Here is a 12844-nt window from a genome sequence, read left to right on the forward strand (position 1 = left end):
CGGAAAAGCTATTTCACTCTGCGTACGCCTTCATGCACCAGCTCCATCGATTCGACGGAAACCTCATTCCCTTTGGCGCTAAGCGCGCTGACATCGTACTTGATCGGCCAGGCTTCGAGGATATCCCACTGCGCCTTGTCATTGCCTTCTTCATCCACCAGGATGATCGACAAGCTCTTGCGGTTCTTCAGCGCACCCTTGTCTTCAATCGACTTGCGCCAGTTGTAGAGCTCCAGGGAGTCGGTCAGACCTTTTTTCAAGGTGATGTTCCCGAATTTGGTCAATCCGGACAGCTTGCGTGCATGCGGAGCATCGATGCCCTCGCGGTAATCCACAGCTTCTGTGGAGGTGTCCGGAATGGTTGCATCAGCGAATGCTGCGGTTTGAATACCGTCAATCACGACCCGGAAGCGGTAATTGCGGTACGGATCCAATCTTTTGCCGGTTGCCATAGGATAAATCTCCTCTCAATCTCTTATTTGGACAGGGTCTTCTGGCTGACCCGGATGACTACGAATTCAGCAGGCTTGACCGGTGCCACGCCGACTTCAATAATCAGCTGGCCTGCATCCCGCACGGCAGGAGGATTGTTCTCTTCGTCCACTTTGACGAAAAAGGCTTCTTCCTGTGTAGTTCCATAGAGTGCGCCGTCTCTCCAGACACGGGTCAGGAAGGCTGTAAGGTTGCGTTTCACCTTGCCCCAGAGGCTTGGATCATTCGGTTCGAATACCACCCACTGGCTGCCCTCATCCAGCGATTCCTCAATGTACATCATCAGGCGCCGGACGTTGACGTAATTCCATTCGGAATCGGAGGACAGCGTTCTGGCCCCCCAGACGCAAATGCCTTCCGGCAGGGAGCGGATGACGTTGATACCGTCCGGATTGAGCAGTCCCTGCTCCGCTTTGGTGATGATCTTCTCAATGCCGACTACGGAATCCAGATAGCCGTCCGTGGTGCCTGCCGGTGCTTTGTGGACACCGCGCATGGAATCGACGTAAGCATACGTACCGGCGATAGCGCCTGACGGCGGAACAAGCTTCTGCTTGCCTGTGAGCGGATCGTTAATGTAGACCCATGGATAATAGAGGGCTCCATAAGAGGTGTTGAACGAATTCCCCGAGTATTCGCCTGCGCCTTCCTTGAAATCCTTGACCTCCTGCGGGTTCAGCCCATGCGGAGGGTCAACGATGAAGATACAGTCTTTTCTCAGCTTGCAGTAGTTCAGCATGTCCAGAATCGTGCCCCGGCTGTAGGCCATATCCGCAAGGTCCGGCGCAGCCACAATGTTGATGCCGTCAATCGTATCAAAGGCATGGATGCCCGCCCGGGTGACCGAGTCGCCCAGGAAATCAATCGGAGACATCCCGTTCACACCGCCGCCGAGCGACAGGGCTGTTTCATTGAAGGCTGGTGTCTTTTCCATATTTTCGAGAATGGTCAGATCGACCAGCGGCTTCACGCTGACAAACGCGGAAACCTGATTCACCTTCTCCTCGAAATTGATCAGCAGCATATTATCGAAGATTTCGACGATTTTGCCGTCCTCGTCTTCCCCGGTGTATTCATCATCAAAATCGCTGTCCAGCATATACTGGACCACCATCTTGAAGCCAAACTGCTGCTTATTGGAGGACGGGCTGATCTTCACAGAGATCCGGTTACCCCAATCCCCTTCCGAGCGTGCAATCACCTTGAAGAGATCCAGGTTATCTGTATCTCTGACTGTAAGCGATGCAGGCCGGATATCGTTGGAAGCGGCTCTTACCACGTAGCAGGAGGTTCCTCCTTCCGCGAAAAAGCTGTACACGGCATAAGCCAGATAGCCATTCGGGATAAATTGGCCGAATTCATTGACGAATTGGCTCCAGTTTGTGACGAGTACCGCTTTGCCGATCACGCCTTTCTCTGCGATCCCCACGAACGCCCCTACAGATGTGCCTACACCGGCAATCGGCTTGACACCGCTTGAGACTTCCTCTACGTACACGCCTGGCGATAAATAATTTGCCATCTCTTACCCTCCTAAAAGTTTTGTTAGCTTCTGCTTCTGTGACATGCTTCGTACAAAACTCGCTTCGGAAGCATTCACTTAAGTTTTGTTAGCTTCTGCTTCAATGGAAGCAGCAGCCGGGTTTTGCGGATCATCCGCGGTTATGGGTGCCTTGCAACGATTTCCCTCCATGAATCACTCCTTTCAAAGAAGAAGTCAGGGCCAGTCTGTCTACATGGGATGAATCCCCAGCTCCTTAACTTCAACCCTTGGAATCATGATCGTCTTATCCGCCGGCAGTCTTACCGGTGACACCAGATAGGACAGGCTCACCTTCGCAGGCTTTCCCGGAAAAACCTCCCACAGCTGCTTGATATCCTGAATCGTCAGATTGTTGTAGGAGATCCGGATCTTCTCGTTGCCGCATTCGGCGAGATTGCCCTTCAGGTCAGTGCCGCTGAGCACCGGATGCTCATGGAACAGCTGAAAGATTCTGCCCAGAATAAGCTGCTCCGTTTCCCTGTCCTTGGCATACGGTGTGAGCAGATAGTACAAATCCAGATAAGCCGGCGGATACAGGAACTCGTTCGTGCCGCCGATCTCTTCCTTCTCACTGTTGCGCATGCTCGGGCTATGGCTCAAATAATACAAGCACATCGAGAGCTTCATCGTTGAGCTGTCAATGTCGCTGGGTGAGCCGAAGCTGATGAAGCTGTCGTCGTTCAGCTCAGGCACATTTGCCTTCAACAGCGTCTTCAGGCTGGTGCTGACATCTCTTATTACCGTACCGGTATCCACGGCCATGCCTATTTCACCTCAATCAGTGTGTGGTAGGGAGCATAATCCGACTGCAAAAAAGTTTTGCCCAGCTTGAGATATTCCCGCTTGGCAGCCAGCATAATCTGCTTCATCCCAATGGAACAGCCCTCGTGCGCAGCATAAAAGGCCGCATTCAAGGCAATGTTCTTGATGTTGCCGCCGGCGAGAATGAACTTCTCCGCCATGAAATCGTAATCCACATCCGGAGCAAGCGGCGCGCCCCCCGGGAACATCCCCCGCCAGATGAGTCCGCGCTGCTGCTTCTCCGGAAACGGGAATTCCAGCTTGAAATGCAGTCTGCGTGCAAAGGCATCGTCCAGATTCTGATTCAGATTGGTCGCCAGAATGACGATCCCCGTATATTCCTCCATCTTCTGCAGCAGATAGCTGATCTCCACATTCGCATACCGGTCATGCGCATCCTTGACCTCTGAGCGTTTGCCGAACAAGGCATCCGCTTCATCGAAGAAGAGAATGGCGTTCGAGGTCTCCGCTTCGTCAAAAATCCGCGACAGATTCTTCTCGGTCTCCCCGATATACTTGCTCACAATCTGCGAGACATCGATCTTGTAGATTTCCAGATTCAGCTCTGTCGCAATGACCTCAGCTGCCATTGTCTTCCCGGAGCCGGGCGGCCCGGAGAACAGGATGTTCAGCCCTCTGCCAAGGGACAGCCGTCCGGCAAAGCCCCATTCCCCATAGACCAGCGCCCGGTATTTCACCTGACGGCAGATTTCCTCAAGCTGGCTCAGCTGCTCGCCGGGAAGCACCAGCATGTCCCAGGTATACATGGCCCGGATCTTCGTCGCCAGCGCCTGAATCTTGCGGCTGGACTGGAAGTAACACGCTTGGTACAGGTCCTTGGCGCTAATCTCAACCTCCCTGGAACCATTCCAGACGGCGATATTCTCGCCGCCGTTCAGCGCATCCCGGATTTGACTGGAAGTGAAACGGAAGCTTCCGCTGAAGTCATCCAGCTCAATCTGCGGAGACAGCCTGTAGTCCTGCCCCAGGGCAGTCCATGCCGTCTTCCGGGCGGATGCATCCGGAAAGGGCAAGTCGAAGGGCATGAAATTCAGTGGAACCCCGGTCAAGCTGATCCCCCACTGCGCTTCTCCAAGGATAAACGTCAGAGGCGAACAGGCTGCCAGCATATCTACCAAAAGCCGGACCTGAAGGCTATAACGGTCATCCTCTGTCACTGCACTGTCGAAGCCGGTGAAGCAAAGAGCCGCATTATGCAGCAACGCATGCCGTCCAAGCAGTCTCAGCATGTCGCTGAAATTCACCTCAGGAAGCAGCAGCTTGCCCATGTCGGCAACCAGTACAGAGGTCCCCAGCTTGCCGCAGACCCCACGGATGCCGCTTAGTTTCCCGGCTTCATCCGGGCCGCTGCAGTACAGCAGGCTGCTGGGGCTACGCGGCTCCCCGCTGCTGTAATACTTCACAAACCGCAGCAGCCTGTGCTCCAGCTCTGCCGGAAAGCCAGTCTGCAGCGGAAGCGGCACAAGGCTCAGGCTCGCCGCCTTCGTCAAGCGCTCGTCCAATACCTCATAACCAAGCAGCAGATTCACCGCCCAGTCCTCCAGCTTCAGCGGCCGGGCGATCAGCGGAATGCGGCAGTCGCCGTAATCCCCTGACCGCTCCAGCAGAAACTTCATGAGCGGTGAATTTGCATCGAACAGCAGGCGGGCACTAAGCCGCTCTTCCTCCGTCCCGGTGAATAATTGCAGGACAAGATCTACCGAAAGGCGCTTATCCGACATATCATTCTGCAGGTAGGCGTAGATACGTTCATACTTCCGGTCCAGTTCAAGTGCAAGACAAGCGACAAGTATGCTTACCTCCAGTCCCGACAGCTTGAGCGCGGAAGCCACCTGCGGGAGCATCAGCCGGGGACCCTCACCGGGCGGCTGCCCGGAAGATAGCCCGTAGCTGGCCTCCAGCCGGGCAGCAATTTGCCGTTCCAGATGAGCGATTTCCGCTGTCAGGAGATTGAGGTAGCGCTCATCCTCAGGCTGGACATCCAGCAGACTTCGGATCTCTTCGTCTACCAGCGCCAGCTCTGCACCATGCTGCGGTGCCTCAAGCAGCCTTAGCTTAAGCCGGAGCTCCAGCAGCTGCAGCTCATCTGCCAGATGCTCGTGGTTGGAGCTGTAGGGCGGAGCAGCTTCGCTGCGCCCGGGTTCGGGAGCAGGAGTACAGGCCGTCGCTGGTTCGCCACCGGAATGAGCAGATGCTGCTGCGTCTGCCAGCTCAGGAGCAGCAATTGAACATGCTGCATGGCTTAAATCAGTGGCAGACCTCAATTGATCCGGAGCAGTTACAACTCCGTGTTCCGCACACTTCGTTTCCGGCGGTTCCTGTCGAAAGGTTCTGGCCAATTTTTTGAATTTCATCGGCAGTTATGTCCTCACTCTATATTTTCTCGTTCATATATAAAGTAAGTTTGGGGAGGGGGATTACAACTGGGTGAAATGATTTACGGGAGTTTTTTGTCAGAAGGATAGCTGAAAATGAAAGCACGTGGAGTGTGCATTTTTCAGTTGTGATTAAATTTTAAAAAACCGCAAGAAAACGATTATAACAAAAAAACAGATCAATTACAGTGGGAGAACTTACCATAATTAACCTGTTTTTTTATACGTATTATTAGTAATAATATATTTTAGGAATGGAAAGTAATATGACCAGTTTATTATGTCCAGTATACTCCGATTTCCTCAAATGAAGCCATACTTTCACTCAGACCTTCGGAATCTTCTGCTCCAATTATTTCAATCTCCCTTATTGTTAACGTGATTTTTTCATCAGGATTATTAACTTTTCTATCATATATGGCGATTAGCAATTCAACCTGCTCAGAAGTCATCTCATAATAATCTCGCCAAGATTCAATTGCATAGTCACTCTTCATTAACTGCCTTTCTATTAAATAACCACCACATTGAACTAGTTTGACAATATTATCAATTGAAGTAAATGTATCATTATCACCCCAAAATGCAGTTGTAATAGATGGGAAGGCTGTACCATTTTCACCTTCTTTAAGAAGGTATTCTAAAGTTTCATTTTTAGCTATCTCAAGAACTTCCTTTGGTGCATCTATAAAAAAATCAATTGCTTTAGAGATATCTGTTCGTGTAACGTTGTCATTTCGAAATGCCCCAACTAAATATTTATCTATGAAGGAAATAGTGCCTCTTCCTCCCGAACCATCAACAACACTATAGTTTTCTCCATCCCATGAATGCTCGTATGATAATTCTGGATAGTGAGCAACCATTATTGCATGAGCTATAGATGCAAGTATACAACCTCTCCATAGAATGCTTTTATTTAATTGATTATTTAATATTAATGGTTTCATTATGTTTCTCCTTTTCGGTTAAGTTGTTGGTATTGTCTTTCTAAGTTTATCAAAAGTCTTAGGGTAATTTATTGGATTTTTCTCTATTTGCTTTTCTAGATAAAACTTGAGCATTACTATAACTGTTAGAGCCACCTTTATCCCTTGGAATAATATGATCTATTTGCCATTCATTAGGATCAGGTGTAACGCCTTTCTTGCTTTTTTGGGGTTTGGTTAGTAATTCGCTTGTATCATCAGACTTAACAACGCCTCCATTTTTTTTCATATTCTCTTCAATTATCTTTTTCTTTTGAGCCGGAGTAAAATCCTTCCCAGAACCTACATACTTGGAATCTTGAATATGTGAATAAGGTCCATTACCAGATTGAAGAGTGCTTATCTTCTCTGCTTGATGTTTTTTTGGTTTTTGAGGTTTATCTTTAACCGTGTCCGCAATACTATCAAAATCAATTTTACCGTCTTCTTTTGCTACTGCTTTATTGTAGACTTCTTTTCTCTCAGAAGCCTTCAAGCTCTTGATTTTGTCATACTCAGCCTGAGTACTAATTCCTGCTTTTCTTCCATCGAGATTTTCTACTTCTTCTATAGTACCGTCAGCCAGCAGCACCCAAGGATTAACCTCGCCGTATAGACGGATATGCTTACCTTTGCGCACCAGCTTGAACTTCTTAAACTTGAACTTCTGCAGAATCCGGCCAACCAGATCCTGGAGCTTTTTGGCCCCCTTCATGAGCCCTTTCTTCAGGCTCTTGATCACGATTTTACCATTACGGATAATCATGCTGCCGGTCTTGGAGACCAGGTTGGCTCCGCTTTTCAAAAGGCCCTTGATGCCCTTGGTTCCTGCTCCGGCTGCTGCCTTCACACCTTTTTTGGCTGTTGAGGTGCTGCCCTTCTTAAGGGCTGTGCCCGCCTTATTGAGCCCTTTGCCAAGTCCCTTCATCCCAAGCGCCATGGCTAGCTCGACCAACCCCATAGCCATGGCCGTTGCCAGTGCGATAGCAGCAGGTTCAATCATCTTCTGCCAGCCCTGAACCAGGTAAGTGCCCACCTGCACGGAGGCTTGCGCTAAGGTCTGCGCGACAGAAACAATGGCCTGAGCTTCCATCAGAACAGTGATCGCATTAATAATGGGGCCAATCAGAACGGAAATAGATCCACCAGTGATGACTAGAGCAGCGCCAACGGTAACCAATATTCCCGCTACGGCTGCCAGGAGCTGTAATCCATGGGCCTTCATCCATTTTATTACAAATGATTTAATCTGGTCAAACAACATTTTCGCATTGTTCGCACGAAGCTTCGCACCGTCGGCAATTTTCCCGCCAAGGCTTTGATTCTCTTTTCCGGTGTCGAATTCTGCCAGGATGCTGTCCATCGTAGCCGGGTCGCGGCTGCCTGAGAGCTCCTTGGTTTCCCCGTCCTTGAGATTCGCTTCCTGCACCAGCGCCGGGTCCATCTCGCCTTCTTCCACCGACTCCATCTCGATATCTTCTGCGGTAAGCTTCTCTTCTGCAGCCGGACCCGCTTCTTCTACCGCTTCGCCTTCTGCCGCTGCGGCCCCCATAGGCTTGGAGATGTCTACACCGAGCAGATATTCCCACATCTTGCCTTCCAGGTGGCTGAGCGAACGCTTCGCCGCCTTGCCGAGCGCCCCAATCCGGGCAAGCACATCAAGAAAAGTGGCAATGAACAGGTTGCCTAACGTGGAGATCAGCTTGGTATAGAAGTTCTGTACCGCTGCCAGTGCCTGATCCACCTTGGCGGCCAGGAAGTCCATGACCTGAGTGACTTTTGTTTTGAGCTTTTGCGCCAGTTGATTGACGGCCTTAATGGCCTTGTCGACGACTCCGTCAATTTTGCTGCATATTTTGGCGGCTATACCAGGGAACTTGGCAAAGACAACCGACACCAGCTTTTTAAGCAGCGCACCCAGCCCCTTGATCAGGGTGGTAATCAGCTTGCGGCCCAGTTCAATAATACCCAGCACGGCCTGTTTGGCTTTTTAGAAAATAAAAAACCTTGAAAGTTATTAACCAACAAGGTTTTTAGAATAAATACTATTTAATCCATAAGTATTATCTTGATTCAATTGAGGTTCAAGCATTAATCACTGTTTATTGTAGTTGCTCAATTCTTCTTCCCAGAAACTTCCTTGAATAAGCGAATCAGAATCTATCTTCTCATATATGTTAGCAATCCAAGATAACGAATCTTTTGTTGCATTTCTTTCAAGAAATGCCTTTTTTCCATTTACATCTTTTATCTTTTCAATAAAATCAACTAAAACTATCCTGCCCAATGTTAGCATCCGAACCGTATAATTCGAAGTGTCTTTCCTTCGTAAGGATAGTTAAAATATCATTTTCCTACAATATTTTTTGAACACCATCCTTATTTTATCAACAGCGCATAATTAAGTAGCCAAAATACATATTAACGGTTAGCTGGTACGACTAACCGTTAATGGAATCTACCGACTAATCTTTTAGTAAATCATCATCTAACCATATTTCTACATCCCCAATATCTCCACTTTCAATAGTATCCTGACTGATATTCATATTAATCAAAAATTCTATAAATCCATTTGCCGCACAATACATATTATCCCAATAATTGTCTATATCATTTATTCCTGAATCTTTTCCAAGAATTAATTTAGCCGTAAATTCATTTTCATGGTTCCAGAAATAAATCTTACCAATTGTAGCGTCCTTTACTCCTAAGCAAATTAAATTCCCACCTGGACATTCACCAATAGGGATTAAATTATGGGGTATCCTTTCCTCATAACTCTCTATTTGTTCGGAGAGGCCATCGAGTCCATAGAAACCATCAAAGTATTGTTGTCCATCACTTTTAGTCAATGGTGATGCTTCAACAGGTTTGAAAACTATCATATTGTCAAAAAACACTTCATCGAAACTCAACAGAAATTCTTTATACTCTTCTGGAAAAGTGAAAGCATACCTCTTCTCAAACTCTAATAAAGCTTGACTTCTTGAATTATCAGTAATAATACTAGACTTTTCGACACCTAATTTAGTTAGTAAATTAATTATTTCGTTTCTAATGCTGCTTTCCAATTTAGTAACCTCCTCTTAAATCTGATGCTGAACCTACGTGTGGAATATGCTTATGCAGTTTGGTAGGTATCAATTCAATAGTATCGTGATCCAAATGATGGGGAGTCAAGCCTTCTTTTCTCAACCAGTTTTTAGCCTGGGTTCCACTACTGAAACCTTTGCTTTTCATAAGGCTTTCATATACTAATTTGAAATCATTATCTGAACCATCAAGTTGTCCTGGCTTAAACTTCAACTTTCCTCTAGACCAAGGAGAAAAAACAGGTCTATTGTTGTTAAATTCCACTGGGCTGCCACCAGTAACGCTTAAAGCATCACTGTTATCAGAATACCATTTTCCATTACCCGGTTCTCCTTCCCATTTTCCATTCGTTCTTGGCAACCTAGTTAGTGGATTCTCTAGATCCTGAAGATCATCAAAATTTATCTTACTCTTATCTCCGTCTGCATTCTTAGCGATATATGCTCGCTCTTTATTTTTCAGTGTACTGATTTTTTCATACTCTGCATCACTTAAAGAAATCGGTTTCTTCCCTTTAAGCTCAAGCTTCTCCAATTGTTTCTCATTGACGTCCTTCATCTTTCCGTCAATCAGCAGCACCCAAGGATTAACCTCGCCATATAGACGGATATGCTTACCCTTGCGCACCAGCTTGAACTTCTTGAACTTGAACTTCTGCAGAATCCGGTCAACCAGACCCTGGAGCTTTTTGGCCCCCTTCATGAACCCCTTTTGCAGGCTCTTGATCACGATTTTACCATTACGTATAATCATGCTGCCGCTCTTGGAAGCAAGCTTGGCTCCGGATTTCAGCAAGCTCTTGATGCCCTTAGCTCCTGCACCTGCTCTATATTTTCTCGTTCATATTTAAAATGCGTTTTGGGAAGGGATTTCAAGAAGAAAAGGAAGATAAAACAGGCTAGTCCGATGATTATGCTCCGGACTGGCCTGTTTATTAACTATCTTTTTGAAAATACTTATTTTATCTGAAGACTCGGTGTTACACATATCCGCTCATTATCACTTCAATACCAATATTGTCTACTAGAAGATCTCTAAGGGTAGGTGCTACTTTCACAGCATCATTAATATCCAAGTCACCAAACCCTACCATATACAAACCCAAACCACCTTCTCCTTCCAAATATATAATCACATTACCTCCTTCATCATCTCCGATCGCAAGTGATCTTGGAATATATTTTTGTATATGATAAGCTTCGTTCATCTCAATGCAATCCACCGGACCCCATATTCGGATATACATTTTTTCTTTCACTTTAATTTCTACTTCGGTAGCGATACTTATAAATTCAATATAGTCAAAAGGAACCTCAATAGTGGAATAATTAAGAAGTTTGCTGATTTCTTCCTTTTCTGCAGGAGATTCTCTGCTATCTATTGAATACATTGAACTTATTTCCTCAAAAATACTCATCTAGATCAATCCTTTCGAAAGGTACTTTAAGCTTTTCCAACATTTTATATTGCTGTTCCATTACCTTTTCTATTGTTTCTCTAGTGAATCCCGCAGCTTTAAAATCCTTTAAAGTATTTTGCAGCTCTTGTTGCAGAGTTGTGCTCCACTTTCCCAGTTTTTCAGCAACTCTTGCATCTCTTCTCTCATTTTGTCTATTTGTGATCTCAGTATGCGGTAATTTTTTATTGGTTTCTATAGTTACTGTGGGCGCTTTGTTATACTTATAGCCATACTGCTCTAGGTTCTCTTTTGCCCATAATCCTTGTAAGCCATGATGTGATTCCAGTTTACCGCCATTCGGTCCCCTTCCTCTTGGTCTTGGTAGAGCTTCTTCATGTGTTTTATTAAATAATATAAAATTAGTTTCTTTTAAGTTTTCAAAATTAATCTTACTTTTATCTCCATCTGCCATCTTGGAGATAGTTTTCAGCTCTTCTTCTTTTAGTTTTTTAAGTTCACTATATTCGGCATCGCTGAGTCTGATAGGTTTCTTTCCAGCATCTTCAAGCTGCTTCAACTTTTGTTGGTCGACGTCCTTCATCTTTCCGTCGATCAGCAGCACCCAAGGATTAACCTCGCCATATAGACGGATATGCTTACCCTTGCGCTCCAGCTTGAACTTCTTGAACTTCTGCAGAATCCTGTCAACCAGACCCTGGAGCTTTTTGGCCCCCTTCATGAGCCCCTTTTGCAGGCTCTTGATCACGATTTTACCATTACGGATAATCATGCTGCCGCTCTTGGAAGCAAGCTTGGCTCCGGATTTCAGCAAGCTCTTGATGCCCTTAGCTCCTGCACCTGCTGCGTTCTTGACTCCCGTAGCCGCGGCTCCGATCCCCTTCTTCGCAGCTTTTCCGGCCTTATTGAGCCCTGCTCCGATGGCCTTGAAGCCCAGCTCCATAGCCAGCTCAACGAGTCCCATCGCAAGCGCGGTTGCGAGCGCAATGGCCGCAGGCTCAATCATCTTCTGCCAGCCCTGGCTCAGATAGGTGCCGATATAACCGGAGGCTTGGACAAGAGTCTCGGCGACGGACTTAATCGCATCTGCTTGCAGGTACACGGTGATCATGTTGATAATCATCGGAAGTGCCGCCGTGATCGCTCCGCCGGTAACAATCTCCGCTACTACAACTCCAGCCAATATACCGATGACTGCAGCCAAAAGCTTCAATCCGTTACTCTTCATCCATTTTATTACAAATGATTTAATCTGGTCAAACAAGTTTGCGCGCCAGCTGATCAATAGCCTTGTCGACGACTCCGTCAAATTTTTCGCTGCATATTTTGGCGGTTATGCCAGGGAACTTGGCAAATACAACCGACACCAGCTTTTTTTAAGCAGCGCGCCCAGCCCTTTGATTTGATTATTGATCACTTTGCGGTCCTGTTTAGTAATACCCAGCAAAACCAGTTAGGCTTTTAGAGAATAGAAAAACCTTGAAAGTTATTAGCCAACAAGGTTTTTGAATAAATACTATTTAATTCTCATAAGTATTATGTTGATATAATTGGTGGTTCAAAGCATTTATCACAGTTTATTGTAATTGCTCAATTCTTCTTCCCAGAAACTTCCTTGAATAAGCGAATCAGAATCTATTTTCTCAAGTCTGTTAGCAATCCAAGCTAACAAATCTTGTGTTGCATTTCTTTCAAGAAATGCCTTTTTCCCATTTACATCTTTTATCTTTTCAATAAAATCAACATATGCAATCATTGATTCTGCCAACTGCGAAATCGAGGAATTTATAAATATCTCCTCATTATCGTTTTCATTATCAAAATATAAAACCTCGTCGTTCTCCTCATCGATACATATAGGATCTCCGTTACCAGTAAATCCAACATATATGAACTTTGAATATTCTTCTTCAGCATTCTCATATTTTTCAGTCAACCTTACTCCACCACCGTTAGCAGAAGATTCGAAAGTTAGAAATGGGGGAGAGGAGTCTGGCAAACCTGCTTTACTCAAAAAATCCTTAGTTTCCCTTGATAATGAAAACAACTCTATAATTTTTTCATCAAAGCTAACTAGCCCATAGGTTTCCTTTTTCCATTTATCCAAAAAATCTTTTGCTGTAATCATTTA

Annotated in this window: 12 protein-coding genes; all 12 read right to left on the reverse strand. The window is 46.1% G+C overall.

Annotated features, from left to right (window positions below; all coding sequences use genetic code 11):
• Positions 1 to 8: 8 nt before the first annotated feature.
• A complete protein-coding gene (locus R50912_RS19670) occupies positions 9 to 452 on the reverse strand; it encodes a phage tail protein (RefSeq protein WP_019910188.1) in 444 nt (147 codons plus the stop codon).
• Positions 453 to 475: 23 nt separating this feature from the next.
• Positions 476 to 2014: a phage tail sheath family protein gene (locus R50912_RS19675; protein ID WP_042237265.1), complete on the reverse strand. Its 1539-nt coding sequence runs from the start codon at positions 2012 to 2014 to the stop codon at positions 476 to 478.
• A 210-nt stretch (positions 2015 to 2224) separates the two neighbouring features.
• Complete coding sequence (locus tag R50912_RS19680) at positions 2225 to 2797, reverse strand: Pvc16 family protein (protein WP_042237266.1); 573 nt, start codon at positions 2795 to 2797, stop codon at positions 2225 to 2227.
• A gap of 2 nt (positions 2798 to 2799) precedes the next feature.
• Positions 2800 to 5211, reverse strand: a complete 2412-nt coding sequence (locus R50912_RS19685) for an ATP-binding protein (protein ID WP_042237267.1) — start codon at positions 5209 to 5211, stop codon at positions 2800 to 2802.
• 299 nt (positions 5212 to 5510) lie between these two features.
• Positions 5511 to 6182: a hypothetical protein gene (locus tag R50912_RS19690; protein WP_042237268.1), complete on the reverse strand. Its 672-nt coding sequence runs from the start codon at positions 6180 to 6182 to the stop codon at positions 5511 to 5513.
• A gap of 58 nt (positions 6183 to 6240) precedes the next feature.
• A complete protein-coding gene (locus R50912_RS35055) occupies positions 6241 to 8175 on the reverse strand; it encodes an HNH endonuclease domain-containing protein (RefSeq protein WP_052416509.1) in 1935 nt (644 codons plus the stop codon).
• A gap of 120 nt (positions 8176 to 8295) precedes the next feature.
• Positions 8296 to 8487, reverse strand: coding sequence for a hypothetical protein (locus tag R50912_RS19705; RefSeq protein ID WP_156123203.1), 192 nt, complete (start codon positions 8485 to 8487; stop codon positions 8296 to 8298).
• 178 nt (positions 8488 to 8665) lie between these two features.
• Positions 8666 to 9274 carry an SMI1/KNR4 family protein gene (locus tag R50912_RS33390; RefSeq protein WP_052416516.1) on the reverse strand — a complete coding sequence of 203 codons (609 nt, stop codon included), beginning with the start codon at positions 9272 to 9274 and terminating at the stop codon, positions 8666 to 8668.
• Position 9275: 1 nt separating this feature from the next.
• Positions 9276 to 10091 (reverse strand): HNH endonuclease family protein, encoded by an 816-nt coding sequence (locus tag R50912_RS35945; RefSeq protein WP_052416518.1) that lies wholly within the window; start codon positions 10089 to 10091, stop codon positions 9276 to 9278.
• Positions 10092 to 10275: 184 nt separating this feature from the next.
• Positions 10276 to 10713 carry an SMI1/KNR4 family protein gene (locus tag R50912_RS19720; RefSeq protein WP_042237269.1) on the reverse strand — a complete coding sequence of 146 codons (438 nt, stop codon included), beginning with the start codon at positions 10711 to 10713 and terminating at the stop codon, positions 10276 to 10278.
• Complete coding sequence (locus R50912_RS34280) at positions 10700 to 11977, reverse strand: hypothetical protein (protein ID WP_231637678.1); 1278 nt, start codon at positions 11975 to 11977, stop codon at positions 10700 to 10702. Before R50912_RS34280 ends, R50912_RS19720 begins: the two co-directional genes overlap by 14 nt.
• Before the next feature lie 306 nt (positions 11978 to 12283).
• Positions 12284 to 12841 carry an SUKH-4 family immunity protein gene (locus R50912_RS19730; protein WP_042237271.1) on the reverse strand — a complete coding sequence of 186 codons (558 nt, stop codon included), beginning with the start codon at positions 12839 to 12841 and terminating at the stop codon, positions 12284 to 12286.
• Positions 12842 to 12844 lie beyond the last annotated feature (3 nt).

The organism is Paenibacillus sp. FSL R5-0912 (assembly GCF_000758605.1).
In the GTDB taxonomy this organism is placed as follows: Bacteria; Bacillota; Bacilli; order Paenibacillales; family Paenibacillaceae; genus Paenibacillus_AQ.

Excerpts from the sequence above, each read along its gene's own strand:
- R50912_RS19670 (WP_019910188.1), bottom strand. The coding sequence starts at position 452 with ATGGCAACCGGCAAAAGATTGGATCCGTACCGCAATTACCGCTTCCGG.
- R50912_RS19675 (WP_042237265.1), bottom strand. The coding sequence starts at position 2,014 with ATGGCAAATTATTTATCGCCAGGCGTGTACGTAGAGGAAGTCTCAAGC.
- R50912_RS19680 (WP_042237266.1), bottom strand. The coding sequence starts at position 2,797 with ATGGCCGTGGATACCGGTACGGTAATAAGAGATGTCAGCACCAGCCTG.
- R50912_RS19685 (WP_042237267.1), bottom strand. The coding sequence starts at position 5,211 with ATGAAATTCAAAAAATTGGCCAGAACCTTTCGACAGGAACCGCCGGAA.
- R50912_RS19690 (WP_042237268.1), bottom strand. The coding sequence starts at position 6,182 with ATGAAACCATTAATATTAAATAATCAATTAAATAAAAGCATTCTATGG.
- R50912_RS19720 (WP_042237269.1), bottom strand. The coding sequence starts at position 10,713 with ATGAGTATTTTTGAGGAAATAAGTTCAATGTATTCAATAGATAGCAGA.
- R50912_RS19730 (WP_042237271.1), bottom strand. The coding sequence starts at position 12,841 with ATGATTACAGCAAAAGATTTTTTGGATAAATGGAAAAAGGAAACCTAT.